The following is a 26,803-nucleotide window of genomic DNA, read 5'->3' on the forward strand; positions in this document are numbered from 1 at the left end:
CGAGAGGCTTTTTCGTATTCCATCCTCTTAGTGATAGAAGAAGGGTAGCCATTTCGTTTCGTGTGAGATGAAATGTTTCCATCTTTTCACCTCCAAAATAATAAAAAGTTCTTATGAACTTATAATATGTTTTGTTTCATTTAAAGTCAATTCTGTTTTGCTTAAATTTTCCTTTGTCACCAAACTGTCGGAAGTAAATAATACTTGCATATTTCGACAAAAGTTCATATAATAAGTTCATAAGAACCTTTAAAATGTTCTTAAAAACAAATCTATCATTCTGAATTTACTAGAAAGATAGATTTCACATATATCTATATAAAAGGAGAATGGATATAATATGTTGAAAAAACTTGTAGCAGTAATGACAGCATTTATGGTTATCTTTGGGGCTAGCAGCTTTATGTTCGTAGATCATGCGGCAGCGAAAAGTTACAAATCTGGTAAAAAATCATTTACACCAAGTTCAGGTCAAAAGTCAAAAGTTGATTTAAACAAAAAAGACTCAAATGTAAATTCTCAAAAAACGACTCCAGATTCAAAAACGAAAGCAACAAACACAGCACCAAAAAGTAATAAAGGAAGCTTTATGAAAGGTTTATTACTAGGTGGTCTTGGTGGTTTACTAATGGGTAGCTTATTTGCAAATATGGGAGCTCTTGGTTCTGTATTAGCGTTTATGGTAAATATGTTAGTAATGGCTGGTATCGTAATGTTAGCAGTTCGTGCATTTAAATACTTCAAAGACCAACGTAAAAAGAAGGCAGATGAAGTAGCATGGAAACAATAAAAATTTCTGAACAAGAATTAATAAATGCGCTTTGCGTATATATAGCTGAAAAAAGACAAGTGGGTCCAGAAGAAGTGTTAGTTGAACTCATGTATGACGATGACTACGGTTTCTCTGCGGAAGTAGAGGTAAATGGTCGCCAGCAAATTTTAATTCAAGCAAACTTAATCGAAGCATTACGCTTATTGCTTGACAGAGAATATAATGTCAATTCATTCGCAGCGAGATTACAGCTTGAATTAGATGATGAAGAAGGTATTTACGCATTAGCGAAATTTAATAACTCGGATGAGTAGAGAAAAGAGCTGTTGAGAATAATCTCAGCAGCTCTTTTTAGTATGTGCATATGTAGAAGAATAATCACGCCAAATTTCATTCATCTTTCGTCTACCGATATCTACCATCGGATTAAACTGAATTGCAGCTTTCTGACGAACAGAGTGAACGTTTTGAATGGCGTGATATAATTGTTGGTCGACTATATCATGTTGTTCACCTGCATATTTAGCAATTGATAGACCTGCAACAGTTCCTTGCGCCATCGCAATTTTTCCGCTTTCAATGCCTGTAATATTGCCAGCTACAAATAAACCTGGAAGAGGGGTTTCCATTGTTTCGGAATGGAGAGGAACGTGTCCGCCTAATTCTGAAATGTAATGGAAGGGACAACCAGCTACAGCTGCAAGTTCGGCAAGTGGGTATAATCCCCCGGCAATACAAACAAAATCTGCTTCATATATTTTCTCTGATCCATTAATAACATTTCCTTTAGAGTCAATATTAGCAATACGTACACCTTCAACTTGATCTGTTCCGATAATTTCAAGAGCTGCTTTCCGAAGGTGAAGTGGCGTTCCGTTTATTTTCATTCCGCTGTTTGGATAGAATGTTAATCCAGCTTTTCGAATCCAATCATATTTCATAAAGTGGCTACCTATTCGTAAAATAGCAGAAGGAGCGAGATGTGCTGCATTTAAAAGAGAGTTTAAAACTTCTTCAGGTTCACCAGCTTTTTGACTTAACTCGCTTTTTTCAGGGAGTACAATATGATCTACTTTAATTCCCGCTAATTGCAATTCACTTAAAATGGCGAAAGACAAAATGTTAGCACCAATAATGATTCCTTTTTTTCCAACTTGCACGCGATGAACATTTGTCATAACTTGAGCTGCTCCAATTGACATCACTCCTGGAAGTGTCCAGCCTGGAAGGGGAATAGAATATTCCGCAGCACCAGTAGCAAGTAGTACGAACGGTGCTTCTAACGTACCGATATTAGTATGTACAAACCAATTGTTTTCATCTTTATCTAAATTATAGACCGAAACACCGCACCTGATATGTACTGAAAGTGATTCTGCTTCTTCATGAAGTCGCTTCGATTCTTCTATTCCGTTCCACCATTCTCCAGTAGGCTCTTGATGCAACTGTCCTAACAATCTCCCGCCCGGCTTCATAAATTCATCAATAACGAGCACTTTTAGTCCGAAACGAGCACAAGAGATAGAAGCAGATAATCCCGCTGGTCCTGCACCAATGATAATTACATCACTCATCGTTTTTTCACCATCTCTCTCACGATATTCGGATGCTGTTTCCCGCTTTCAACAACCATGTTTTCTTCTACAACAGTTAAGCATGCGCGTACATTTGTTTGATTATTTACTGTCACGCGGCATTCGGAACAGTGCCCGATATTACAATAAATACCTCGCGGTGTCCCGCTATCTTCATGAACTCTTAATGTCCGTATTTCATTTGCTAACAGGGCAGCAGCTATCGTTTCATGTTCATATGCTTCGTATTGATGACCGTTAAATTGAAAAGTAATACGCTCACTACTTTGTAAAGTACCTAAAATAGGGTGATGTGTAATTCTATTCATTTACTTTCACCTACCGATCCAAAAGTAACTGCACGTATTGGTGGTTGATATTTTAACGGTAGTTCATTAAGAGTTACGTCAGGATTCGCATTTTCTATCATTCGATCTATCATTATTCTGCATGTGCGACCACCGCAAAATCCCATGCCAGCACGTGTTCTTAGTTTTAATTCTCTTGCCGAGCAGTTATATTCAGCAATTGTCGATTGAAGTTGTCCATATGTAACCTCTTCACAACGACAAACGATTAAGTTGTTTTTATTTGTCATATGTATTCCTCCTCTAGTTCGGTTTGCACAAATTATATATGCAAAAATCATGCCAATATAGAGGGGAGAGGGCTACCTATAAACGCCTGATTGGTGCATACTGATTCTTTATTGAAGTCCGAGTTTCTTTAAACGGTTATATAAAGTAGCCCTTGTTACGCCAAGTTGTTTTGCGCATTCTAATTTATTCCCATTTAAAATTCGTAAAGCCTTTTCAATAACTTTTTTCTCATGCTCATCCATCTCTTCTTGTAAAGAAAGGATTGTATTATTGTTGCTGAGTAATAGGGAATGAGCTGTATGGTTGTCTAAAGTTTCAGTCGTATGAAATGGTAAATATTCTTGTTTTATAATTCCGTCTGTTGCGAATACCACAAGCCGTTCAACAACGTTTCGAAGTTCGCGAATATTACCTGGCCAATTGTAATGAAGCAGTTCATGCATAATGCTTGAAGGTAGGTCACGAATTGGTCGGTTATAGTTGATCGAAAAATCGTTTAAGAATGAGTATGTGAGTTCGATAATATCCTCTCGTCTTTCACGCAGCGGTGGAATATGCAGGCTAACTACATTTAAACGATAATATAAATCTTCTCGGAAAGTTCCTTTTCTCATTTCTTCTTGTAAATCCCGATTTGTAGCAGCGATAATGCGGAAATCAATATTAATTTCTTTTTCTCCGCCAACTCGGTAATACTTTCGTTCTTGTAGTACACGTAACAGTTTTACTTGCATATCGAGCGGCATTTCGCCAATCTCATCGAGGAATAAAGTACCGCCTTGTGCGAGTTCGATTTTACCTTTTTTCCCTTTACTATTCGCTCCAGAAAAGGCCCCACGCTCGTAACCGAATAATTCACTTTCAAATAAAGCTTCTGGAATTGCCCCGCAGTTAATCGAAATGAAAGGCGCCTTCGCTGCTTCACTTGCTTCATGAATTGCTTTCGCAAATACTTCTTTTCCAACTCCGCTTTCCCCAAGTATTAAAACAGTTGATTTCACCGAACAAACTTTTCTAGCTAATTGTATCGTTCTTTGTATAACAGGACTTTTCCCATTCATCGCAAGGAATGGATCGGATTCATCTTTATACTTTGCCACTTCTTGTTCTAAACGGTGCATTTCATGTGACATATTAAATAGTTTTTCATTTAAAGCGACTTGATTTGTAACATCTGTTTCTGAAACGACTGCTCCTATAATTTCATCATTACAATAAACTGGATTTGAATTAATTAATACGAATAAATCGGGACGAGGCTGATGGAACTGAGCGACTATATTTTTTCCATCATGTAAAGATTGTAAAATTTCCAAGTCTTTATAATCAAAAAAACGAGTAATCGGTTGCCCAATAATCTCATTATGGTTGACTGAAAATATTTTTTCAGCACCATCTGTCCAAGTTCGAACGCATTCTTTACTATCAATGACTGTAACAGAAGAGTCAGTTGTTTGTATTACGGTGTTATAAAATGACTGTAGTTCATTGTAGGACTTATAAAGAAATGGAATCATTTGCTGAGAGGTTATACAGAATATCGGCTCATCGTTTTCGTTAAGGATGATAACAGCTAATTCATAAGAAAAAGCGTCAATTAATGCAGTGAATGAGTCATCTACATAAATAATGGCGCAATTATATTCTTCTGTAGTAGAAGGGAGATAATAAAACCTTCCGTTTACTTGCTTAATGTGATTAAGGCTACATGTATGATCGATTAAAATACTTTCCAAAAACTCTTGTATAGTCGGAAATGAAAATGCCATAATATCCTCCCGTTATGTATAAAAAATTTGACAGTGATAAAAAAATAATACACCTATTTACTATAAATTTGAATTATTTTTACAAATAAAAATATTGTTTATGGAAATTGTATATGTGCAGAATTGGCACGTCAATTGCATAAAAGAAAGTGAGAGGTTTAGGGAAAGGAGGAGTATATTGTGAGGCACTGCGACGTTTTAATTATAGGTGGTGGAATAATAGGGTGTTCTATCGCTTATTACACTTCAAAATACGGAAGAGACGTAACAATCATTGAAAAAGGAGAATTTGTCAGCGGGACGTCTTCACGGTGTGATGGGAATATTTTGGCCATTGATAAAGACCCAGGGTTTGATAGTCAAATGTCTTTAGTAAGTCAAAAATTAGTAACTGATTTAAGTGAAAAATTAGAGCATTCATTTGAATATAGGGCACCAGGAAGTATTCTCGTATGTGAGTCAGACGAAGAGATGGAAGCTGCGCAGCAATGGGTAGATCGGCAAAAAGAAGCTGGATTACCGTTTCGAATGCTTGATAGGCAAGATATAAGAGAAGAGTCGCCTTTTTTTGCTGATGATTTATTAGGCGGTTTAGAATGTGCGACGGATTCAACTGTGAATCCATATCTCCTTGCTTTCTCGCTTCTGTCAGAGGCACAAAAGTTTGGCGCAAAAGCCTTTAAGCAGACCGAAGTAAAGAGTATGAAAATAGAGACGAATGGTTCATTTGTTGTAGAAACTACGAATGGTACTTTTACAGCAAAACAAGTTGTAAATGCAGCCGGTGTGTGGGCTCCTAAGATTGGTCAGATGTTAAATGTAAATATACCAATTGAACCGAGAAAAGGGCATATTATAGTAGCATCAAGGCAACAACATGTAGGATGCCGTAAAGTAATGGAATTCGGTTATTTAATTTCTAAATTTGGCGGAAAAAGAAAAGTAGATGCTTTAACTGAAAAATACGGGGTTGCGCTCGTATTTGAGCCTACTGAAAGTCAAAATTTCTTAATTGGAAGTAGTCGTGAATTTGTAGGGTTTCATACGAGAATAAACAATGAAGTCATTAAATGTATCGCAAATAGAGCGATTCGCTTTTATCCGAAAATGGCAGATATGATGGTAATTCGTTCTTACGCTGGTTTACGTCCGTGGACAGAAGATCATTTGCCGATTATTTCACGAGTGGAACATATTCCGAATTATTTCATTGCCGCTGGACATGAAGGGGATGGGATTAGTCTTGCAGCAGTTACTGGGAAAGTAATTGAAGAGTTATTAAATGAAAAAGAGACAATTATTCCTATTGAACCACTTCGTTTGAGTCGTTTTACAGAAAGGGTGTTAAACGGATGAGGTCACAAAGAGTCTTTACGACTATTGATACACATACGGGCGGGAATCCAACGAGGACATTAATTAGCGGACTTCCAAAGTTGATTGGAGAGACGATGGCAGAGAAGATGTTACATATGAAAAAGGAATATGATTGGATTCGAAAATTGTTAATGAATGAACCGCGTGGTCATGATGTAATGTCAGGGGCATTATTAACAGACCCGTGTCATCCTGAGGCTGATATAGGTGTTATATACATAGAGACAGGTGGATACTTACCGATGTGCGGTCACGATACAATCGGTGTATGTACAGCGTTAGTTGAATCAGGTTTAATTCCAGTAGTTGAACCGATTACTTCTTTAAAACTAGATACCCCGGCTGGCTTAGTGGAAGTAGATATTGCTGTTCAAGATGGAAAAGCAAAAGAGGTATCTTTCTGTAACATACCAGCTTTTTTATTGAAAAATATTACTGTACACGTCAAAGACATTGGAACTGTAGAGGCTGATATTGCGTATGGAGGGAATTTTTATGCCATTATTGATGCGAATTCAGTAGGCCTAGAATTAGTACCAGAAAATGCATCTACAATCATCGATAAGGCGATTCATATAAGAAACACAATTAATGAGAAGTTTGAAATCATTCATCCAGAGTATTCGTTTATTAGAGGATTAACACATGTTGAATTTTATACAGATGCTACTCATGAATGTGCGAATGTGAAAAATACAGTTGTTGTACCACCAGGCGGAATAGATCGATCCCCATGCGGTACAGGAACATCTGCGAAGCTAGCTGTATTATACGCTCAAAAAGAAATCAAAATTGGTGAAGAGTTCATTCATGAGAGTATCGTTGGTTCTTTATTTAAAGGATATGTCGTGAATACGACACATGTTGAAAATATTGAAGCTGTCATAACGAAAATTACGGGATCAGCTTGGCTTATGGGTATGCATAAATTTTTTTACAATGAAATGGATCCACTCAAAGAAGGATTTTTGCTAATTCCGCCGATGGAACATGAAACGGAGGATATAAAATGAACATTCAAAAAATGTATACAGCAGTAGACGTACATGTAAATGGCGAGGCATTTCGTGTAATGAAAGACGTACCATGCAAATACTACTACAGTTTGGAGCAATTAAATGAACAATTTTCAGGTGAATTAGCAGAAGAGAGGAAGCTTTTATTAAATGAACCACGTGGTTTTATCGGTTTGAATGGGTGTATTGTCGTTCCATCTATCCATAATGAAGTGGATGCAGCTGTATTATTTTTTAATCATGAAGGTTCGATTCCGCTTCATTATGGGGGCATTGTTGCGGTAATAACGATGTTACTCGAAAGTGGGTATTTAAAAAAGAGAGAGTCCAATCAATACAAAATTGAAACGTTATCTGGAATATTTTTAGTTCATGCGTATGTAGAGAATGATGAAGTTGTATCTGTTTCGTTTGAAAGCAAACTTTGCTATTTGATTGAGGAAAATTTACAGGTTGGTAATGTAAGTTATTCTCTCATACAAGCAGATAAAGTATATGCAGTTGTAGAAAAAGGTGCGTATTCGCCAGAAATTCGTGTTGAAAACATTCCAGAATTGAAAAGATGGGGAGAAGCTACACTGCAGGCTATACAAAAACAGTCGCTAATAAAAAGGCTTATTTTAGTAGATCCTTCGCAAAAAGAAAAGAACCATATAAAGTCGATTACATTTCATGAAGATAACTTTATCGTACGTTCGCCAGGTTTTGTTTCTACTATCGTTTCCTATGTTCATGCGTTATTTAAAAATGATTATATGGCGGATAAACCTTTTAAAAATGAAAGTATATTTAATAGTTTTATAACTGTGGAAAAAGTGAAGAAGGAGGAGCTAGGATACATTTTCCGTTTTGAAAGTAGAGGATTTATTACAGGAATGCAGACGTTTCTATTAGACCCTACGGATCCATTTCCGGCAGGGTTCTTATTAAAATAAAATGTGATAAGGAGAGATAAATATGCAAAAAATTAAAGGGGCATTTCCAGTATTAATAACACCGATGGATGAATTTCAGGAAATTAATTGGGATGGGGTAAAACAAAATGTAAATTACTTTATCGAACAAAAGGTTGCAGGCATCATCATTAATGGAAGTACAGGAGAGTTTGTAAGTTTATCAAAAGAAGAGCGATTTAAAATGGTAGAAACCGTTTTGAAAGAAATTGATGGCCGTATTCCAGTCATTGTTGGAACTGCTGCGGAAACGACGAAAGAAACAATTGAATATACGAAACATGCAGAAGCGCACGGAGCGGATTGTGCATTAATTATAAACTCTTACTATTGTAAACCGAAGGAAGAGGAGATCTATTTTCATTTTAAAGAAATCTCAAACTCTGTAAATATACCAATTATGTTATACAATAATCCATTTACTTCTGGTGTTGATATGAGTACAGAGCTAATGCTCCGTATTGGAAAAGAGTGTGAAAATGTTACACATATTAAAGAATCTAGCGGAGATATTCGAAAAGCAAGAGATTTAGTAAGACAAAGTGAAGGGGCTTTCCAAGTCTTCTGTGGTTCTGAAGATTTAGTTATGGAATCATATTTAGTTGGTGCCTCGGGATGGGTTTCAGTAGCAGGAAATATCGTTCCTGGTCTCGTTACAAAAATGTATGAGCATTTTCAAAATGGTGAATTAGAAAAAGCATGGGAAATAAACGATGCTATTTTACCACTTTGCGAATTTCTTGAAGGGTCAGGGAAATATGTTCAAATCGTTAAACGTTCCATGGAATTACATGGGCAAGCGGGAGGACCTTCTCGCTATCCAAGACTAGGATTAACTGTTAACGAAGATCAAAAGCTTCAAACGATTTTATCAAATATTGCAGCTCATGCAGCTGTTTAAATAAGGAGGAGAACATAATGTTAAAGACAAATATTGAGCTGAAACCAAAAGTGGAAGCGTTTTTAAATGAAGAAATTAAAATGTTTATTAATGGCGAATTTGTTTCTGCTATTGGCGGAAAGACGTTTGAAACGTACAATCCAGCAACAGAAGATGTTTTAGCAGTCGTATGTGAAGCGCAAGAAGAGGATATTGATGCTGCAGTAAAAGCAGCAAGATCTGCATTTAAATCTGGTCCGTGGGCAGAAATGACTACTGCTGAAAGATCGCATCTTATTTATAAATTAGCAGATTTAATTGAAGAACATAGAGAAGAGTTAGCGCAATTAGAAGCTTTAGATAATGGGAAGCCGTATCAAGTAGCACTTGAGGATGATATTTCAGCGACTGTAGAAAATTATCGTTATTACGCAGGATGGGCTACAAAAATTATTGGGCAAACAATCCCGATTTCAAAAGATTACTTAAACTATACGAGACATGAACCTGTAGGTGTTGTAGGTCAGATTATTCCGTGGAACTTTCCGCTCGTTATGTCTTCTTGGAAAATGGGAGCTGCACTGGCGACAGGTTGTACGATCGTATTAAAACCAGCAGAGCAAACACCTTTATCCTTACTATATACAGCAAAACTCTTTAAAGAGGCTGGATTTCCAAACGGTGTTGTAAACTTTGTACCAGGCTTTGGTCCTGAAGCAGGAGCGGCAATTGTAAATCATCATGACATTGATAAAGTTGCTTTTACAGGATCTACTGTTACAGGAAAGTATATTATGCGTCAGTCTGCAGAAATGATTAAGCATGTAACGTTAGAGCTTGGCGGCAAATCACCAAATATCATTTTAGAAGATGCGGACTTGGAAGAAGCAATTAGTGGTGCATTCCAAGGTATTATGTATAATCACGGTCAAAATTGTAGCGCAGGATCACGTGTATTTGTTCATCGTAAACATTATGAAACTGTAGTAGATGCACTTGTGAAAATGGCGAACAACGTAAAACTTGGAGCAGGTATGGAGAAAGGAACGGAGATGGGTCCACTCGTATCTAAGAAACAACAAGAGCGTGTGTTAAATTACATTGAGCAAGGGAAGAAAGAAGGTGCTACAGTTGCGGCTGGTGGTGAACGTGCGCTTGAAAAAGGTTATTTCGTTAAGCCAACTGTATTCACAGACGTTACAGACGATATGACAATCGTTAAGGAAGAAATATTTGGACCAGTTGTTGTTGTACTTCCATTTGATTCGACAGAAGAAGTAATTGAACGAGCGAACAACTCATCTTATGGCCTTGCTGCGGGTGTATGGACGCAAAATATCAAAACGGGTCATCAAGTGGCAAATAAATTAAAAGCAGGAACAGTGTGGATTAATGATTATAACTTAGAAAATGCAGCTGCACCATTTGGTGGATACAAACAATCTGGTATTGGCCGCGAATTAGGTTCATATGCGCTTGATAATTATACAGAAGTGAAAAGTGTTTGGGTAAATATAAAGTAATAGGGCGTTTTACTGACAAAATTGAGGGATGAAATAATGAAAGATGCGGACAACTAGAAAGTTTGATAATAGTTGTCCGTTTTCTTATATACAAAATTGTTTTTCAAAAGAATGATAAGGGGGATTTGGATGGAGAATTTAGTAGAATGGTTAGTAGGGCAAGTGTGGAGTATCGGTTTAGTTGTTTTTGCATTAGGGGCAGGCGTATATTTCACGATTGCAACACGCTTTTTGCAAATTCGTTATTTTAAAGAGATGATTAAACTATTATTTGAAGGAAAGAGTTCAGAGACGGGAATATCATCTTTTCAGGCATTTTGTTTAGCCTTATCAGGAAGAGTTGGAATTGGTAATATCGCAGGGGTAGCGACAGCAATCGCTTTCGGCGGGCCTGGAGCTGTATTTTGGATGTGGGTAATGGCTTTGTTAGGGGCAGCGAGCGCGTTTGTTGAATCAACATTATCTCAAGTATACAAAAGTAAAGTAGGGAATGAATATCGCGGCGGTACTCCATATTTCATTGAGAAAGGTTTAAAAATGAAATGGTTTGCAGTCATTGTAGCGGTAGTTGTAACACTTTCATATGGCGTGTTATTACCAGGTATTCAATCTAGTAGTATCGCAGTTGGATTTGAAAACTCTAATGGTATTAACAAATATATAACTGGTATATTTTTAGTCGTGTTACTAGCAGCAATTATTTTTGGTGGTGTAAAGAGAATTGCTGGCGTTTCTCAAATGCTTGTTCCATTTATGGCAATTGGTTATGTAATTGTTACATGTATCATATTAATTGCGAATGTAACGGAGATTCCAAGTATGTTTGCTTTAATTTTCTCTAGCGCATTTGGTGTAAATGAAATGTTTGGTGGAATTGTTGGTGCAGCTATTGCATGGGGCGTAAAACGCGCTGTATTTTCAAACGTTGCTGGTGTCGGAGAAGCGACGTATAGTTCGGCTGCTGCTGAAGTATCGCATCCTGCAAAACAAGGATTAGTTCAAGCGTTTTCCGTATATATCGATACAATTGTCGTATGTACAGCGACAGCTCTTATGATATTAATTACAGGTATGTATAATGTTATACCTGAAGGGAAACGCGCTATTGTAAAAAACATAGGAAATGTGGAAGCAGGTCCAATTTATACGCAACAAGCAGTTGAAACTGTGATGACAGGGTTTGGTCCAATATTTATTTCAATTGCAATTTTCTTTTTTGCATTTACAACGTTACTCGCTTATTACTATATCGCTGAAACGACGCTTACTTATTTAGATCGTCAATTGAAGTATGGCTGGTTAAAACCAGTTTTAAAATTTGGATTTTTAATTATGGTTTACATCGGTAGTGTTGAATCAGCGTCGCTTTTATGGAATCTCGGAGATTTAGGAATCGGTAGTATGGCATGGTTAAACTTAATCGCGATTCTATTATTAAGTAAAATTGCATTAAAAGTGTTAAAAGACTATGAAACGCAGAAAAAAGAAGGGAAAGATCCAGTATTTAATCCTAAAAATGTGGGGATTGAAGGATTAACATTTTGGGAAGAAAGAAGTAAAGAGGTTGAAAGAAAAAGTTCTAGAGAAAAAGTTATTGTAGATGATAATTTAAAATTATAACGTAAATTAACTGAAAATTCTTAATTTAAAAGAAGGTATATTGCCTCCATTTCATCGCATACTACAATAGGTATGGATAATATGACTGGAGGGAATAAGATGGAACATGAGCAACATAGTTCGATAAATGATATTCTACATCATTATAAAGAAGGTATAGGTAGTTTTACAAATCAAATTCCTGAAATCGCTGAGACATATAATGCGTTTACGCAAGCTTGTTTTCAAGAGGGTGCTTTAACAAAAAGAGAAAAACAACTTATTGCATTAGGAATTAGTTTAGCAACGCAAGATGAGTATTGTACAATTTATCATACAAAAGGTTGTCTTGATCAAGGATGTTCGGATAAAGAGATTCTGGAAGCATGTGGTGTTTCAGCAGCATTTGCTGGCGGAGCTGCGATGAGTCAAGCGGTAACTTTAGTGCAAGAGTGTTTAACAGAACTGAAAAATCAAAAGCATTGAATAAAAAAACGTTTTAAACTTTATGTTTAAAACGTTTTTTTATGTGAAATTAAATTTGTATTCACTTTAGTATTCTATATCTTCATAAATCGAATTCTCTACATCAGGAAGAACTGTGTATATACTCTTACCGATTAAAGCTTCTAATTCTTTCTTAATTGCATAAAACCCTTTCCAATGTAAAGATGTATGAGATGTTGTACCATGACGCAAACCAACGGAAATTAATCTTCTTTCCAGCGTAGTAAAGCCATCCGCGTCAGCAAGAGCGTCACAAAGAGTAATTACTTTATTGTATAAGTCGTAGTTACTATGTTCATTCAATATTGCAACCAACCGGCTTTTCATATGGTCAGGAACGAGATGCCATTCCGCTGCGATATCTATATGTTCATTTTTACAGGGAAATGAGTGTGTCACACAAATAATGGCGTTTCCTGCATATCCTAAATCATTCATATACATATAACCATCATAGGAATGAATGACCGATTTGGTAAAACCTTTGTATCTTCCGATATCATGCAAAAGGGCAGCGTTATATGCTATGTCAGCATCTAGGTCATACCCTTTTTTTATAAGTTCTATAATTATGTTTTCAGTTGCATGAGCAACATGTAGTGAATGTTCAAACCAAGGGCCCGGGTTTTGTTCATATGCCCATTCGAGTAGTTCTTTTGCGTACGTTCTATCTAATATATATTTCATATCGTTATCCTTTCACAAAAAATCATATCTTAATATAAATTCATCTTATTATTTCATTATTCCTTCTTTAAAAATTGTTACAATGAAACAAAAGGGGGAAAAGTAATGCGAAATTTAGTAATTGAAGAAATTAAGCAACTAGAAAATGATATGGAAGAACTTTCGAAACTTTTGAAAACGGTTGTAAATGATGGGGCATCAATTGGTTTTTTGCCTCCACTGGAACAAAAAGACGCAACAAAGTATTGGCAAACAGTCATAGCGCCAGAAGTGATATTGTATGTAGCTAAAATAAACAACGAAGTAGCAGGGAGTATTCAATTACAATTAGTTACAAAGCCTAACGGAATTCATAGAGCCGAGATTTGCAAATTAATGACTCATCCAAACTTTAGACGTAACGGTATTGGACGATTGCTTATGCAAAAAGCAGAGGAACGAGCGAAGCAAGAAAACAGGTCTCTTTTAGTATTAGATACTAGAGAAGGAGATCCTTCCAATAAATTGTACAAATCACTAGACTACCAAGAAGTTGGAACAATACCAGGGTATGCAATTTCTCCGAATGGAAAGTTAGATGCTACGGTTCTTTATTATAAATGCATATAAATTGTGATTAAAAGGTTATCATACTGAATAATAAGAAACTATTTTAACACCGTCTATATTTTTCTGGCGGTGTTAAATAAATTTATTGATATAATCCATTTAACGCACTAAATGAATTTGAGAAAGTTTTTAGAGGGTTCTTTTAGTAATGATTCTCGTCTTATAATAAATGTAGAGAAGATGACTAGCCAACTATAGTTATTTTCGCTTTATTATCGGAAGGGGATGAAAGAATGAAAAAGAATAGTTTACAAAAGATGAAGAAAGTTATTTTAATTGGTGGCGTATTACTTACGGGATTATTAACATTTGGATTTTCAGAAAAGGCTTCAGCTCATGGTTATGTAGAATCACCAGCGAGCCGATCTTATTTATGTAAGCAAGGGGTAAATGTAAATTGTGGACCGATTCAATATGAACCACAAAGTGTAGAAGGGATAGGGGGATTTCCGCAACTAGGACCTTCTGATGGACAAATTGCAGGGGCTGGTCATTTTCCTGCTTTAGATGTTCAAACTGTGGATAGGTGGAAGAAAGTTACGTTAAATGGCGGGACGAATACATTCAAGTGGAAACTAACTGCTCCTCATAGTACAAAAGAGTGGAAATATTATATTACGAAAAAAGGCTGGAATCCAAATAAACCTTTAACGCGATCAGATTTAGATTTAGTGCCATTCTATGTGAAAAATGACGGTGGGGCTAGACCAGGGACAACAGTAACGCATGAAGCAAATGTACCAACTGATCGTAGTGGATACCATCTTATTTTAGCTGTTTGGGAAATTGCAGACACTGGAAATGCGTTTTATCAAGTTATAGATGTAAACCTTGTGAATAATGGCTTAGCTTCAAATTTCGCTTTTAACAACGTAGTGCAAGCTCCTACACTATTTTAATTGAAACATATATTTCGATCATCTAATTCATTTTAGATGATTTTTTTTATGAAAATGATGAAAAATATAGAAGAAAGTGCAATTATTTATAAAAAAATATGCTTTAAATATTGTCATATTTGCTTCTTTAAGATATCCTTTTCATGAAGAGGTGGAAAACATGGAAAAAGTACTAGTTTTCGGGCATAAAAACCCAGATACAGATGCAATTTGTTCTGCAATTGCTTATGCAGAATTGAAAAAAGAATTAGGAATGAATGCTGAGCCTGTACGTTTAGGCGAAATCAGCGGTGAAACTCAATTTGCGTTAGACTATTTTAAAGTAGAAGGACCGCGTTTTGTTGAGACAGTAGCAAGCGAAGTGGACAACGTTATTTTAGTTGACCATAACGAGCGTCAACAAAGTGCTAACGATATCGAATCAGTTCGTGTGTTAGAAGTTATTGACCATCACCGTATTGCTAACTTTGAAACAAGCGATCCTATATACTATCGTTGTGAGCCAGTTGGATGTACAGCTACAATCTTAAACAAAATGTACAAAGAAAATGGCGTTACAATTCGTAAAGAAGTTGCAGGTTTAATGTTATCTGCAATTATTTCAGATTCTTTACTATTCAAATCTCCAACTTGCACAGAACAAGACGTAGCAGCTGCTCGTGAATTAGCGGAAATCGCTGGTGTAGATGCTGATAGCTACGGCTTAGAAATGTTAAAAGCTGGTGCTGACTTAAGCGGAAAAACAATGGAGCAATTAATCTCTCTTGACGCTAAAGAATTCCAAATGGGTAATGCGAAAGTTGAAATCGCACAAGTAAACGCTGTTGATACAAACGACGTTCTTGTACACCAAGCGGAACTTGAAAAAGTAATTTCTGCAGTAGTAGAAGAAAAAGGTTTAGACCTATTCTTATTCGTTGTAACTGATATCTTAACTAACGATTCTGTCGGTCTTGCGATCGGTAAAGCAGCAAACGTTGTTGAGAAAGCATACAACGTATCACTAGAAAACAACACAGCTACATTAAAAGGTGTTGTATCTCGTAAAAAACAAATCGTACCAGTATTAACAGAAGCATTCCAAGCTTAATTTTATTGAGTACACATAAACAGCAAGGACAAGTAGTCAGATTGGCTACTTGTCCTTTTTTATCTCTAAAAAACAGAAAATTAAATGCAGGATTTAATAATTATAGTGAGTATGCCTTTAAACAAAAAAATAGAGATTACAGTATTGAAGATTGTTTTAAGTTTCATGAGTCGATAGAAAAGTGTGTTGTACCAATTTGGAAACAGTTAGGAAGTTTTCTTAAAAAGAATCTTGATGTAAAAACGTATCGTCCCTGGGATCTTGCTCCTTGTAATTTGCAAAAATATCCATTTGAAAATTATATTAATTTATTGGATGGAATTGAAGAAATGTTGCGGAAGACAGATTCATGTTTTCATGAGGAATTTACTCATATAAGGAAAGCGGGATTAATTGACGTACAAGAACGGAAAAATAAAGCACCAGGAGCTGCTTGCTTTACCTTATCTCATAGTAAAGACGTTTTTGTTTATTCTAATTTTAGTTCTTCATTTTATGCGATTCATGCATTAATACATGAATTGGGGCATGCATTTCACTTTTATAAACAATTTAACAATGAAAGTAGTATGCAGGAAAGATACCTTCGTGAAGAGGTGGCGGAACTTTATTCCCTTAGTCTTGAATTACTATTAATGGATAAGCTTAATATTTTTTATACGCAAGAGGATGATTATAAAGAAGTACAGCAAGCTCAATTATATCGTACTTTATCCTTATTAATATCGTCAGTTTCAGGAGATGTATTCCAGCACTGGCTTTATACAAATCCAAACCATTCACCAGAAGAGCGAGATGAGAAATATATTGAACTATGTAAAAGGTATCAATATTCATCAGTTGATATTGCAGGAGTAGAGAATGAAATTGGTTCGAGTCATTTCACTTTGTTCAGTTTCCTTTTTATAAAATTGAATATGCAATTGCGCAAATAGGAGCGATGCAATTGTTTCAAATTTATCGAGAGAATCAGGAACAAGCGATTGCTTTCTTTAAAGAGGGAGCGAGTTCAGATTGGAATTTACCTATACAGGAAATATATATAAATACAGGTGTTGCGTTTGACTTTTCGGAAGAAAGGATACAAAGTACTGCAAGGGCTATTTTAGATTTGATTAACGAATTAAAATAAGGATAGCGTTAGCTATCCTTATAATCGTTTATTCGTAAGATTTTTTCTTGTTTATATAAAATGTGATTATCGCAGTAATGAAGAAAATAGGTATCGCATACACTTGCCCAACAAATAACTTCCAGCCGACATAATTATAGCCTTCAGATGCTGGGATGATAACGGAAATAACGCAAACGATAAAATAGACTAATAGTGCAGGGATAATATTTTTCATTTTTATGAACCTCCTTTTTAATTATATCTATACATCCTTATGTTAAAATTTATATTTAATATTTTGAAGAAAAAAAGCAAAAATTTTTATGGTATTATAATATTTGCAATGAGAGTGATCCATAGTACGTATATGGTAAAATGTGTAATTTTAGCTTTCGGAATTATTATATAGTATTTCGAGAGAAAAATGTACAAAATAACGAATTTTATTTACAGAAGTAAAGGGAGTAGAAATATATATGAAAAGGCTATGTATAATTCCTTGTGGAAAAAAGAAAATTTGGGATAAGCATTCAAACTACGGACCGATGGAAGCAAAAGATGTATATATTAGTCCGTTCGGAAAAGCATGTCAGGCGTACGCAACTATGTTTTTCGAAAACTGGGTTATATTATCAGCGAAACATGGATTTTTAAGACCAAATGATATTGTATTAGAAAACTATGATCTTGCATTTGATTCAAAAAGCGATGAGGTAATAAGTATAGAGCAATTACAAAAACAGATGGTAGATAAAAGTTTATTACAGTTTGACGAAATCGTCTTACTAGCAGGAAAAAAGCATAAAAAAGTAGTGACAAAGTTATATCCAGAAGAAATGATTACATATCCGCTAGAGGGGTGTAAAGGGATTGGGTATATGTTGCAGAGGTTAATAGAAGCTGTGAAGGAAGGGGAGGAAATATAGGTGAAGTTTCAGTGATTTTAAACTCTATTTATTTAGGGAGCTTAGGCATCGCCGAAAGGGTGATGCTTTTTTGTTCGTACCGTCAATTTTAGAAAATGTAGGGTGTATGGGTACAGTTAAGATTGTAAGTGGGAATAGCAATAAGACAAGTTTTGAATAGAATATTAAGAAAGGAGATGTTGATGAATAATGGCTAGATATAGTTTGCACGGAGGACATAATAGTATTGTTCAAGGTGCTAATTTCGGGAATCGGAAAGAACACGTTCTGGATAGGCAAGTTAAAGATGCCGTGGCGGCTAAGTTAAGAGCCTTAGGACACACGGTTTATGACGATACGGACGAGGTAGGAACAACTCAATCACAAAATTTAAATAATATCATTCGTAAAAGCAATTCCCATGCTGTGGATTTAGTTATTTCTTTTCATCTTAATGCAAGCGATGGAAATGGACAGGGTGTTGAGGTTCTGTATTATGATCAGAAAGACTTGGCGGCTAAAATCTCAGCTCAACTAGCAAAAGATATTGGATGGCGTGATCGAGGTGCAAAACAGCGTACAGATTTAGCGGTATTAAATGGGACGAAAGCACCTGCTATTCTTATAGAATTAGGATTTATTGATAATGAATCTGACATGGCAAAATGGAATGTTGATAAAATCGCTAATTCTATTGTGTTTGCTCTTACAGGACAAACTGGAGGAGGTACAGTGGATTTGCTCAAAGTAAAAACTGGCGGTGTAGCATTTAGTAATTTACAAGCTTTGGCTCAAGCGATGGTTGATGCGGGTATTGATGGACAAATTGTCGTTCAGAAAGATGGCATTGGTTATGCTATAACGAATGGCTATCCAGCTGGAAATATCGATAAATTTACAGCTTGGTTAGATGCGCGTAAGTGGTACTATGAGTATGTGAGATAAAGTAAAACTTTAATCAGTGGGTTAAAAATACAAGTTGGCTTTTATTATTTTAATGGCTCACGATAATATACTATGTAACCACAAATATGGACAATGTATATAATTAAAACCACCTATCAAAAAGGTGGTTTTAATTATATACTTTAGTTTTTTTGAATAATCATCTTTTAAATCTATAATAATATTCTATTTTTCGATACATAAGTTAAATTTTAAATTATTATCAATGAATACAAAATCTCTACTGCTAATTAAAAAACTGACTTGATTGTTTAAGGGATAAGAGCGAAAAATACAATCTCTGAATATGATAATAAAAAAGGAGATGATGAATAATGGGTTACATTGTAGATATTTCAAAATGGAATGGCAATATTAACTGGGATATCGCAGCCCCACAATTAGATTTCGTAATTGCACGTGTGCAAGATGGTTCAACTTATGTTGATCCTTTATATAATAATTATGTACAAGCAATGAAAGTAAGAAATATTCCGTTTGGTAATTATGCGTTCTGTCGTTTCGTTTCAGTAGAGGATGCACGGATAGAAGCAAGAGACTTTTGGAACCGTGGTGAAAAAAATGCCACAGTTTGGGTAGCTGACGTAGAAGTAAAAACAATGAATGATATGAGAGCGGGTGCACAAGCATTTATTGATGAATTACGTAGATTAGGAGCTAAGAAGGTCGGTTTATATATTGCTCATCATATGTATGCTCCATTTGGAATGGCAAATGTCAATTCTGATTTTGTATGGATTCCTCGTTATGGTGGTAACAAACCGGCGTATCCATGTGATATTTGGCAATACACAGAAACAGGGAATGTAGCTGGTATCGGAAAATGTGATTTAAATGAGCTAATTGGAAATAAACCGTTAGCTTGGTTTATAAATCAAACTGTTGAGCCAATAAAGAAACAAGAAGGGGTTGGAATTATAGTGAATAAATATAACAAAGTAGTTACTTATGAATTTGGTGTAAATTTAATTCCTGACATGATTCAAATGATGGATAAGCTTGGATATACTTCTAAAATAATATCTCCCGGAAATAACCAAGGACTTGTGTATTTCGAGACAGATTATCGTCAAGGGAACGAACTGGACAAAGTAACGGCTTGGTTAGATACGAAAGGAATTAAATTTTTTTATACAAAAGAGTAGTTTGCTAAATAAAAAGCCGTCATGTGACGGCTTTTTATTTTTATGTAATCTTCTAAATCTAGTTATAATATGGAGAAAATAGACTAATAAACAAGCCTTTGTATACTTTCAAACATAGAATATGATGAATTCTATTAAGGAGGAAGCATATCCATGGGGAATACTTGTCATTGTGGGCATTCCCGAAATTGTAATAAATTTTGGGATAATTTAATGTTTGGGAGATGTAGATGTAAACGCAGTGATTTTCCCGAATGTTGTTGCAAAGAGAAACCGAAATGTGAGTGTGAAAAATGTCATTGTAAAACAAAACCGAAATGCCATTGTAGAGATGAAGATGAAGGGTATTAATAATAAAAAAGAGTACGATACGTACTCTTTTTTAGGGTGGTTATATTCCATCTTGAACAGATTTCTTTACAATTACCCATGTGTCTTTCTTTTTAACCGTTATAGCTACATTAGTTCCATTAGATTCCTTATAAAAGATATATCCATTGTTTGAGTTTACATATGTTACTGGCTCACCTATGCAATCTCGCGAGCAGGATTTGTTGACCAGTTCAATTAGGGATAGTTCGCTTGGATCGGTTTTACTTGCTTCTATAACAGCATCAAGGTTTGTTTTTCGATAACCTTGCAAGTTTATATGAAAAAGCTGCTCTATTTCTCCTGTAATGCTAGTATTCATTACTTCTACTGAATTCTTTTTTTCTTGAAGAAATCCGTTTTCATAAAGTAATTTTGTATATCCAATCCATGCTATTAATACTAGCATGAAAAACATACCCGTCATTTTAAGCGTTCGAAGTCGTTTACTTATAATTGTTTCTGAGTATTTCATTCAGTCTAATCCTCCAATGTTTTTAATTTAAAATATGCTTGGATACATACTTTTAGAAGAGGATGAGAATGAATGAGTTTTCAATAAAAAAGAAAACATCCAGAGCTAGATGCTTTCCTTTTTTGTATGTTTCGCTATCTGTTAGTTACTTGTTTCATCAGCGGTCTTATTTCTTTAACTGGTGGTTTCTTATCATAGGCATCAACGTAAGAAAAGTAGTAGTTTAAGTTTCTTAGAAGACCTTTTCCTATTTTTGCACTTAAGAAAGGAAATACTTGTCCAGTATAATCATCGAGAGATTTACAGTAATATTTTTCATCTAAATATATACTGTATTTACATGTTAGTTCTACTAAAGGATTCCCTTCATCATCAAATACTTCTTTAGAATCAATAATATCTATTAGTGCAAATTTTTCATTTAGGTAAACTTTCTTTTTTTTCTCGTGTTTATTTGTAAGTATAAAAACGAGCCCAATCGCGTTAATCAAACTATTTCCTCCTATAAAAAACGGATATTAATAAAATATATCGATATAAGCTAAATGTAAAGAGGAGAGGTGAAATATCATGGAGAGAAAGTTAAATAAGCCGATTTATGTTGGGGAATCGACTTATTTTATCAAGTATTACTTAGTAGTAATACCTACTCTGATTAACATTTCACTTTATTGAAATACTTGTGGGAATTGTTTTACGATTGCGTTTGTTATCATGTCGGCCATTTCTAATGCTTCTTTTTCAATTTTATTGTAAAGTTGTACTCCTGCTTCATAATCTTTATTTAGGAAGGTAAGTGCTTCTGCTTTCGTTAGTGCTAAATGTTCATAAAACATTTTTCGGAATTCTTCTTTTCCTATATATGGGTTGATGTTATTAAGAAACTCAACGATTTCATCACCATTAGCGTACCATTTTTTCTCTATAGCGGCAGCTGCATTTTGATTACCAGTTTTTGCGGCTTTAACAAGATCTGCTGCAATGACTAAGTGATCCTTAATTAATGCACTATATTTTTTTACTGCATCTTCACCGTAAAATGGTTCAAGTGATAGTCCCATATGTGTTGCGTTTTGTAGAAGTCGTCCAACAGTAACGTTAACATCGGGTAAATTAAATACAATACTTATAATAGCCAATCTCGTCCAAGCGACGTGTTGTTCCCATAAAGAACGCATATACCCTTTTAAAAAATTCTCGTTTTTACTAATTCGGTAGTTACGTACAGATAAATCATAGTTTACATAAGGGTTATGGTAGGGGGAGTAATACGATTGCCAATAAGAATACATAAATAGTAACACTCCTTTGAACATGTATAACTCAAAGTATGATATAGATTTATGTTTAGTTACGTGTCCTAGATTATTTTTAGGGAATTTTGAATTGGAGAAATTAGGTGAATGATCTTGTGGTATATATGAATAAATTGAATATAAAGTAAAAGAGGGTCTGCAAGGGAAGTTACAGACCCTCAAAAGGGTATTGCCGAGATGTCGGACTCGACTACGTAATGTTATCATAAAATTCTTTTGAAAAAACCTGGTAAATGTGTCCAAATGAAATTGGGACCTTAATAAAGTCAAAGAGACCTGCTTCCCGCGGCAGGCCCCATTAACTAGATAATGTCGATGAGCAAAAACTCATCTGGAGTACTTTCATAGTAACAAGTAAAATGTGTTTTGTGTATTGAGAAAGAAGAATTGCATAATTATATGTGAACAATTAAAATCCCAACAATTTATGATTATCATTAATTGTTGGGATTTAAATATGGTTATAAAATGGAAAAAAGACTTGGAAGTGAGATTGAGGTGTAGAAGTAAGTAATCATGAAAAAGACCTGCTAATATAAGCAGGTCAACTTAAGGGGTTTATCCAACAGATTATTATATATGGTAACAACTGAATTGTAGTAAGTCTATACATTTAATATTGAGAAAAATTCTGCGAATGATATATTTTTTGCGCATATATTAACATCTAAAAAGTTGAGAAAGAAAATTAAAAAGCTTTTTATAAGAGAATAATGGTTGGTACTTATAGTATGATTCATATTTCCACGCATCATTATTAGAGAATTGGAGTTGTGTTGTTTTCTTTTTTGCCGTGATGGAACTCATATTATGATGTTTCATATAGAAACCTCCTGAATTTATATGTATACGATTAGTAGTATTCAAGAAAGGGAAATAAAATGAATATTTAAATTGAAACTCTTTCTTCATGTTTACTGGATTTACGTTATAAATGTTGTAAAACATATAAAACATGGATGCTAATTCATATTAAATAGGTGGAGAAACATAGAATAATGAAAAAATAATAAGCATCTATTCATCTCTTTCAAGTCGCATAAGTGATTGATATAATAGAAGTAGATGAAAGATAAAGAAAAGCAGGTGACTCTTTTTTGTTTACTAAAGCACAAGAACTTTTAGCGTCCTACTTTGGTTATTCTTCGTTTCGAAGAGGACAAGATGAAACAATTAAAAATGTACTAGATGGGAAAGATACAGTATGTATTATGCCAACGGGTGGCGGTAAGTCGATTTGTTATCAAATTCCGGCATTAGTATTTGAAGGAACGACGTTGGTTATATCGCCTTTAATATCACTTATGAAGGATCAAGTAGATACATTGGTACAGAATGGCATTTCAGCTACATATATTAATAGTTCTATTTCTATTGCCGAAGCAAATCAGCGAATTCAATTAGCGAAACAAGGACATTACAAATTACTTTATGTCGCGCCTGAGCGTCTTGATTCGATGGAGTTTGTTGACCAACTTATCGATATGAAAATCCCTATGATTGCGATTGATGAAGCACACTGTATTTCACAGTGGGGACATGATTTCCGTCCAAGTTATTTACATATACATCGCATATTAGATTATCTTCCAGAAAAACCGCTCGTATTAGCATTAACAGCAACAGCAACACCGCAAGTACGTGAGGACATTTGTAACACACTTGAAATTAATCAAGAAAATACAATTATGACAACGTTTGAGCGTGAGAACTTATCGTTTTCTGTCATTAAAGGGCAAGATCGAAATGCATATTTGGCGGATTATATTCGTCAAAATCAAAAGGAATCTGGGATTATATATGCAGCTACTAGAAAAGTAGTCGATCAGTTATATGAAGATTTAATGAAGGCTGGAGTTTCTGTATCAAAATATCATGCTGGTATGAGTGATAGTGATCGAAATGAGCAACAAGAACTCTTTTTACGAGATGAAGTAAGTGTAATGGTAGCAACATCTGCATTCGGGATGGGTATTGATAAATCGAATATTCGTTACGTAATTCATTATCAGCTTCCAAAAAATATGGAAAGTTACTATCAAGAAGCAGGACGTGCTGGTCGTGACGGATTAGATAGTACATGTATATTGTTATATTCTTCTCAAGATGTACAAGTACAGCGTTTTTTAATTGATCAATCAACTGGAGAATCACGTTTTTCAAATGAACTTGAAAAATTGCAAAATATGACCGATTACTGTCATACAGAACAATGTTTACAATCATTCATTTTGCAATACTTTGGAGAAGAACCGAAAGAAGATTGTGGACGCTGTGGTAATTGTACAGACGATCGCGAGAGCATTGATGTGACAAGGGAATCACAAATGGTTTTATCATGCATGATTAGAACGAACCAACGCTTTGGGAAGCAAATGATAGCGCAAGTATTAACGGGGTCGAAAAATAAGAAAGTTATTGAATTTAATTTTCATACTTTACCAACGTATGGGCTTTTATCGAACCGTAGTGTAAAAGAGGTCAGTGAGTTTATTGAGTTTTTAATTTCAGATGAGTTAATTGCAGTTGAACATGGCACTTATCCGACGTTAAAAGTAACAGAAAAAGGGAAAGAAGTATTACTTGGTAAAGAGAATGTTTTACGAAAAGAACGAGTAGAGACAAGACAAATTGTACAAGACCATCCTTTATTTGAAGTGCTTCGTGAAGTACGTAAAGAAATTGCACAAGGAGAAGGTGTACCTCCGTTCGTTATTTTCTCTGACCAAACATTAAAAGATATGTGCGTGAAAATGCCGCAAAGTGATTCCGAATTGTTGACGGTAAAAGGTATCGGAGAACACAAACTTGTGAAATATGGCTCGCACTTCTTACAAGCAGTTCAGCATTTTATTGAGGAAAATCCAAATTACGCTGAAACGATTAAGACAGAAGTAGTTGCAGAGCGTAAAAAGTCAGGAAAAGCGTCCGCAAATTCTCATTTAGAAACGTATGAAATGTATAAACAAGGTATTGATTTGAATGAGATTGCAAAAGAACGTAACTTATCAAGACAAACAATCGAAAACCATTTAATTCGCTGCTACGAGGATGGAATGGAAGTAGAGTGGCAAAGTTTTGTTCCAGCAGAGTATGAATCTCTTATTGAAACTGCCGTTCAAAATGCTGAGGGTGGTCTGAAATCTATTAAAGAACAGCTTCCGAATGAAGTGAGTTACTTTATGATTCGTGCTTATTTACAAATAAGAAAGTAGAGACATATAAAGGGGATAAGATTTTATGTATCATGTTTTCGTTTATGGCACGTTAAGAAGAGGACAAACGAATGCTCATTATATGTTAGGTGCAACGTGCATTGCAGACAGAGCTTGGACATATGGAAAATTATTTGATACGAATGAAGGATATCCGGCTATGACTTATTCGATTGAAGAAAAGGTGTATGGAGAAGTTTATGTAGTAAATGATGAGATATTGTGTAAGTTAGATGAACTAGAAGAATATACAGGTAATGCGGAGACCGATTTATATGATCGAATCACGCAAACAGTATATGTTGCTGATAGGGAAATAGAAGCATATGTGTATATCGCTCAAGATAAAAAGATGATATTGAAAGTTATTGATTCTGGTGACTGGGTGGAGTATCAAAAAGAAAAATAAAAGTAGCTAAAGAGTAGATAGTGGAATAATCCATTATCTATTTTTTATACTTTCACTTTCAAAATTCTTATTATTTTGATGAATTGTAAATATAGGGAAATCAAAAGGAGGATTTTTCATGGGCATTAGAAATTTAGTTTCTCACCTGTAACAGAAAAATAATTTGCAGGAGGAGAATAATAATGAACGAATTAAATGTAAAAGAATTTTATAAAAAACAATTTGAACTAATAAGCTATGATATAAATAATGAAAATTGGTTACAGGAAGTTGCTAAAGAAGTGCAAGAACAAGTTGGATATCCAATTCAGACGATGTTAGAACTAGGAGCTAGAAATGGCGGATTTGCAAGGGCGATGTCTAATTTGAATGTAAAAATGACTACTGTTGAGCTTGTACCGGAGTTAGCTATGTTTGCAAAAGAACATGCTACTAATGATATTGAGGTTCATTGCGCCGATTTTTATAAAATTAACTTTAAAGAAAAGTTTGATGTTGTTATTTATTTAGACGGATTTGGTGTAGGAACAGATGAGGAACAATTGATTCTATTAAAACGAATTAAAAATTGGATGATGGATGATGGATGTGCACTTATTGATATTTATCAACCGTTATATTGGGAAAAGGCCAATGGACAAGAAATGCCGATAGGTTCTGCAATGCGAAAGTATGAATATGATAGTGAAAATGCAAGAATGCTAGACCATTGGTGGGAAATAGATTCTTCAAATGATATCGTGACACAATCTTTACGCTGCTATGCTGTAGGTGAGATTAGTAATTTATGTGCCGAGGCTCATTTAAGTATAGTTGGGATTTTCCCAGGAGGAGCGCATGATTTTGAAGCTGGGAAATATAAAGAGCGATCCTCTTTAAATGAATGTTTATCATATCGAATAAAAGTAAAAAAGAGTAGGGATTAATGAAGTGACCCCTAAAAGTTAGACACGGTTATTTCATTAGGCAGCTTGATAAAAGTGAGTCCGGTATTGTACCGGGCTCATTTTTAATTTTGCCTTAATCCGTTTCGTA

General features: G+C 35.0%; 27 protein-coding genes and 2 pseudogenes. 19 read left to right on the top strand and 10 right to left on the bottom strand.

What is annotated here, in order from left to right; genetic code table 11:
• Positions 1-82, bottom strand: a pseudogene (locus MR160_RS35390) (DUF1836 domain-containing protein); the annotation flags it as partial.
• A gap of 258 nt (positions 83-340) precedes the next feature.
• Between MR160_RS35390 and MR160_RS24470 the strand changes: the two are divergent.
• A complete protein-coding gene (locus MR160_RS24470; RefSeq protein WP_000914478.1) occupies positions 341-790 on the top strand; it encodes a hypothetical protein in 450 nt (149 codons plus the stop codon).
• Positions 778-1,086, top strand: coding sequence for a YxcD family protein (locus MR160_RS24475; protein WP_000447759.1), 309 nt, complete (start codon positions 778-780; stop codon positions 1,084-1,086). Before MR160_RS24470 ends, MR160_RS24475 begins: the two co-directional genes overlap by 13 nt.
• A gap of 24 nt (positions 1,087-1,110) precedes the next feature.
• Here the strand turns inward: MR160_RS24475 and MR160_RS24480 are convergent, their stop codons facing one another.
• From MR160_RS24480 to MR160_RS24495, 4 genes are all read right to left on the bottom strand, one after another.
• Positions 1,111-2,346: an NAD(P)/FAD-dependent oxidoreductase gene (locus MR160_RS24480; protein WP_001286085.1), complete on the bottom strand. Its 1,236-nt coding sequence runs from the start codon at positions 2,344-2,346 to the stop codon at positions 1,111-1,113.
• Positions 2,343-2,675: a (2Fe-2S)-binding protein gene (locus tag MR160_RS24485; protein WP_001080019.1), complete on the bottom strand. Its 333-nt coding sequence runs from the start codon at positions 2,673-2,675 to the stop codon at positions 2,343-2,345. Before MR160_RS24485 ends, MR160_RS24480 begins: the two co-directional genes overlap by 4 nt.
• Positions 2,672-2,944, bottom strand: a complete 273-nt coding sequence (locus MR160_RS24490) for a (2Fe-2S)-binding protein (RefSeq protein WP_000182619.1) — start codon at positions 2,942-2,944, stop codon at positions 2,672-2,674. Before MR160_RS24490 ends, MR160_RS24485 begins: the two co-directional genes overlap by 4 nt.
• 108 nt (positions 2,945-3,052) lie before the next feature.
• Complete coding sequence (locus tag MR160_RS24495) at positions 3,053-4,714, bottom strand: sigma-54 interaction domain-containing protein (RefSeq protein ID WP_000885736.1); 1,662 nt, start codon at positions 4,712-4,714, stop codon at positions 3,053-3,055.
• 180 nt (positions 4,715-4,894) lie between these two features.
• Here MR160_RS24495 and MR160_RS24500 point away from each other — a divergent pair, with 180 nt between their 5' ends.
• The 7 genes from MR160_RS24500 to MR160_RS24530 all read left to right on the top strand — a co-directional run bounded on the left by MR160_RS24500 (position 4,895) and on the right by MR160_RS24530 (position 12,548).
• A complete protein-coding gene (locus MR160_RS24500; RefSeq protein ID WP_001215272.1) occupies positions 4,895-6,070 on the top strand; it encodes an NAD(P)/FAD-dependent oxidoreductase in 1,176 nt (391 codons plus the stop codon).
• Positions 6,067-7,104, top strand: a complete 1,038-nt coding sequence (locus tag MR160_RS24505; RefSeq protein WP_001257539.1) for a proline racemase family protein — start codon at positions 6,067-6,069, stop codon at positions 7,102-7,104. Before MR160_RS24500 ends, MR160_RS24505 begins: the two co-directional genes overlap by 4 nt.
• Positions 7,101-8,042 (top strand): proline racemase family protein, encoded by a 942-nt coding sequence (locus MR160_RS24510; protein WP_079245612.1) that lies wholly within the window; start codon positions 7,101-7,103, stop codon positions 8,040-8,042. The genes MR160_RS24505 and MR160_RS24510 overlap by 4 nt, the downstream gene beginning before the upstream one ends.
• A 22-nt stretch (positions 8,043-8,064) precedes the next feature.
• Complete coding sequence (gene dapA, locus MR160_RS24515; protein ID WP_001169450.1) at positions 8,065-8,961, top strand: 4-hydroxy-tetrahydrodipicolinate synthase; 897 nt, start codon at positions 8,065-8,067, stop codon at positions 8,959-8,961.
• A gap of 17 nt (positions 8,962-8,978) precedes the next feature.
• Positions 8,979-10,463, top strand: coding sequence for an aldehyde dehydrogenase family protein (locus MR160_RS24520; RefSeq protein WP_000920981.1), 1,485 nt, complete (start codon positions 8,979-8,981; stop codon positions 10,461-10,463).
• A 129-nt stretch (positions 10,464-10,592) separates the two neighbouring features.
• The gene (locus MR160_RS24525; RefSeq protein ID WP_000429519.1) at positions 10,593-12,083 is read left to right on the top strand and encodes an alanine/glycine:cation symporter family protein; all 1,491 of its coding nucleotides are present in this window, start codon (positions 10,593-10,595) and stop codon (positions 12,081-12,083) included.
• A gap of 72 nt (positions 12,084-12,155) precedes the next feature.
• Positions 12,156-12,548 (top strand): carboxymuconolactone decarboxylase family protein, encoded by a 393-nt coding sequence (locus MR160_RS24530; RefSeq protein WP_001999958.1) that lies wholly within the window; start codon positions 12,156-12,158, stop codon positions 12,546-12,548.
• 66 nt (positions 12,549-12,614) lie between these two features.
• Here the strand turns inward: MR160_RS24530 and MR160_RS24535 are convergent, their stop codons facing one another.
• On the bottom strand, positions 12,615-13,256 hold the full coding sequence (locus tag MR160_RS24535) for an HD domain-containing protein (RefSeq protein WP_000874108.1): 642 nt from the start codon (positions 13,254-13,256) through the stop codon (positions 12,615-12,617).
• A 105-nt stretch (positions 13,257-13,361) separates the two neighbouring features.
• On the opposite strand from MR160_RS24535, the gene MR160_RS24540 reads away from it, so the two are divergent.
• The 4 genes and pseudogenes from MR160_RS24540 to MR160_RS24555 form a co-directional block, all read left to right on the top strand.
• Positions 13,362-13,865, top strand: coding sequence for a GNAT family N-acetyltransferase (locus tag MR160_RS24540; RefSeq protein ID WP_001245261.1), 504 nt, complete (start codon positions 13,362-13,364; stop codon positions 13,863-13,865).
• 233 nt (positions 13,866-14,098) lie between these two features.
• On the top strand, positions 14,099-14,764 hold the full coding sequence (locus MR160_RS24545) for a lytic polysaccharide monooxygenase (protein ID WP_242298260.1): 666 nt from the start codon (positions 14,099-14,101) through the stop codon (positions 14,762-14,764).
• 160 nt (positions 14,765-14,924) lie between these two features.
• On the top strand, positions 14,925-15,854 hold the full coding sequence (gene ppaC / locus MR160_RS24550) for a manganese-dependent inorganic pyrophosphatase (protein ID WP_000416871.1): 930 nt from the start codon (positions 14,925-14,927) through the stop codon (positions 15,852-15,854).
• Between the two features lie 71 nt (positions 15,855-15,925).
• Positions 15,926-16,986: pseudogene (locus MR160_RS24555) on the top strand (M3 family oligoendopeptidase); the annotation flags it as partial.
• Between the two features lie 28 nt (positions 16,987-17,014).
• Here the strand turns inward: MR160_RS24555 and MR160_RS24560 are convergent.
• Entirely contained in the window at positions 17,015-17,203 is a 189-nt protein-coding gene (locus tag MR160_RS24560; protein ID WP_000789485.1) for a DUF4017 family protein, read from the bottom strand.
• A gap of 241 nt (positions 17,204-17,444) precedes the next feature.
• Here MR160_RS24560 and MR160_RS24565 point away from each other — a divergent pair, with 241 nt between their 5' ends.
• The 3 genes from MR160_RS24565 (at position 17,445) to MR160_RS24575 (ending at position 19,984) form a co-directional block, all read left to right on the top strand.
• Complete coding sequence (locus tag MR160_RS24565; protein ID WP_000824880.1) at positions 17,445-17,894, top strand: DUF6884 domain-containing protein; 450 nt, start codon at positions 17,445-17,447, stop codon at positions 17,892-17,894.
• Between the two features lie 189 nt (positions 17,895-18,083).
• Positions 18,084-18,818, top strand: coding sequence for an N-acetylmuramoyl-L-alanine amidase (locus MR160_RS24570; protein ID WP_000135285.1), 735 nt, complete (start codon positions 18,084-18,086; stop codon positions 18,816-18,818).
• Positions 18,819-19,153: 335 nt separating this feature from the next.
• Positions 19,154-19,984 (top strand): GH25 family lysozyme, encoded by an 831-nt coding sequence (locus tag MR160_RS24575; protein WP_000540626.1) that lies wholly within the window; start codon positions 19,154-19,156, stop codon positions 19,982-19,984.
• Positions 19,985-20,375: 391 nt separating this feature from the next.
• Here the strand turns inward: MR160_RS24575 and MR160_RS24580 are convergent, their stop codons facing one another.
• From MR160_RS24580 to MR160_RS24590, 3 genes are all read right to left on the bottom strand, one after another.
• A complete protein-coding gene (locus MR160_RS24580; RefSeq protein WP_063675447.1) occupies positions 20,376-20,828 on the bottom strand; it encodes a hypothetical protein in 453 nt (150 codons plus the stop codon).
• A gap of 134 nt (positions 20,829-20,962) precedes the next feature.
• On the bottom strand, positions 20,963-21,319 hold the full coding sequence (locus tag MR160_RS24585) for a hypothetical protein (protein ID WP_000606231.1): 357 nt from the start codon (positions 21,317-21,319) through the stop codon (positions 20,963-20,965).
• Between the two features lie 177 nt (positions 21,320-21,496).
• Positions 21,497-22,120: an acetylglutamate kinase gene (locus MR160_RS24590; RefSeq protein ID WP_242298261.1), complete on the bottom strand. Its 624-nt coding sequence runs from the start codon at positions 22,118-22,120 to the stop codon at positions 21,497-21,499.
• A 1,121-nt stretch (positions 22,121-23,241) separates the two neighbouring features.
• On the opposite strand from MR160_RS24590, the gene recQ reads away from it, so the two are divergent.
• The 3 genes from recQ to MR160_RS24605 all read left to right on the top strand — a co-directional run bounded on the left by recQ (position 23,242) and on the right by MR160_RS24605 (position 26,694).
• Complete coding sequence (gene recQ, locus MR160_RS24595) at positions 23,242-25,359, top strand: DNA helicase RecQ (protein ID WP_000494275.1); 2,118 nt, start codon at positions 23,242-23,244, stop codon at positions 25,357-25,359.
• A 25-nt stretch (positions 25,360-25,384) separates the two neighbouring features.
• Positions 25,385-25,768 (top strand): gamma-glutamylcyclotransferase family protein, encoded by a 384-nt coding sequence (locus tag MR160_RS24600; RefSeq protein WP_000274901.1) that lies wholly within the window; start codon positions 25,385-25,387, stop codon positions 25,766-25,768.
• 182 nt (positions 25,769-25,950) lie between these two features.
• Positions 25,951-26,694, top strand: a complete 744-nt coding sequence (locus MR160_RS24605; RefSeq protein WP_001004295.1) for an SAM-dependent methyltransferase — start codon at positions 25,951-25,953, stop codon at positions 26,692-26,694.
• Positions 26,695-26,803 lie beyond the last annotated feature (109 nt).

Source organism: Bacillus cereus group sp. BfR-BA-01382, from assembly GCF_022663475.1.
GTDB lineage: Bacteria > Bacillota > Bacilli > Bacillales > Bacillaceae_G > Bacillus_A > Bacillus_A thuringiensis_S.